We start from the raw sequence: 437 nt of genomic DNA on the forward strand, positions 1-437 counted from the left end.
ATTGTCTATGGAGGACTAAATATTTTCCCAGAAGAAATTGAGCGTGTGCTAAATGAACAGCCAGAGGTCAAACGGTCGATTGTGGTTGGCGTTCCTGACCCATATTGGGGTGAAATCCCTGTTGCCATATTGGAGCAAGTGCCGCAAATAAAGGCGGTTCGACAAGCTGTTAAAGAAAAGCTGGCGGCCTACAAGGTACCAAAAAAATGGCTTGTGATTGATCAAATGATTGCAACATCCGGCGGAAAAATAGCCCGTGCGAGCATGAAAAAGTGGGCGGAGGAGCAATTGTCATGCAAGCAGTGATCGTAGAAGCAAAACGAACACCCTTCGGTGACAAAAATGGGATGCTGAAAAATTATCGCCCAGAGCAATTAGCCGCACCCCTTATTCGGTATTTGTCTCAGATGAGGACGCCGGATGACGTCATATTAGGC

General features: G+C 46.7%; 1 protein-coding gene. It reads left to right on the top strand.

Annotated elements, in window-relative coordinates; all coding sequences use genetic code 11:
- A partial coding sequence (locus GFC01_RS18265; protein ID WP_423244422.1) for an AMP-binding enzyme occupies positions 1–306 on the top strand: 306 nt, incomplete at its 5' end.
- Positions 307–437 lie beyond the last annotated feature (131 nt).

This window comes from Desulfofundulus thermobenzoicus (genome assembly GCF_009428905.1).
Lineage (GTDB): Bacteria > Bacillota > Desulfotomaculia > Desulfotomaculales > Desulfovirgulaceae > Desulfofundulus_A > Desulfofundulus_A thermobenzoicus.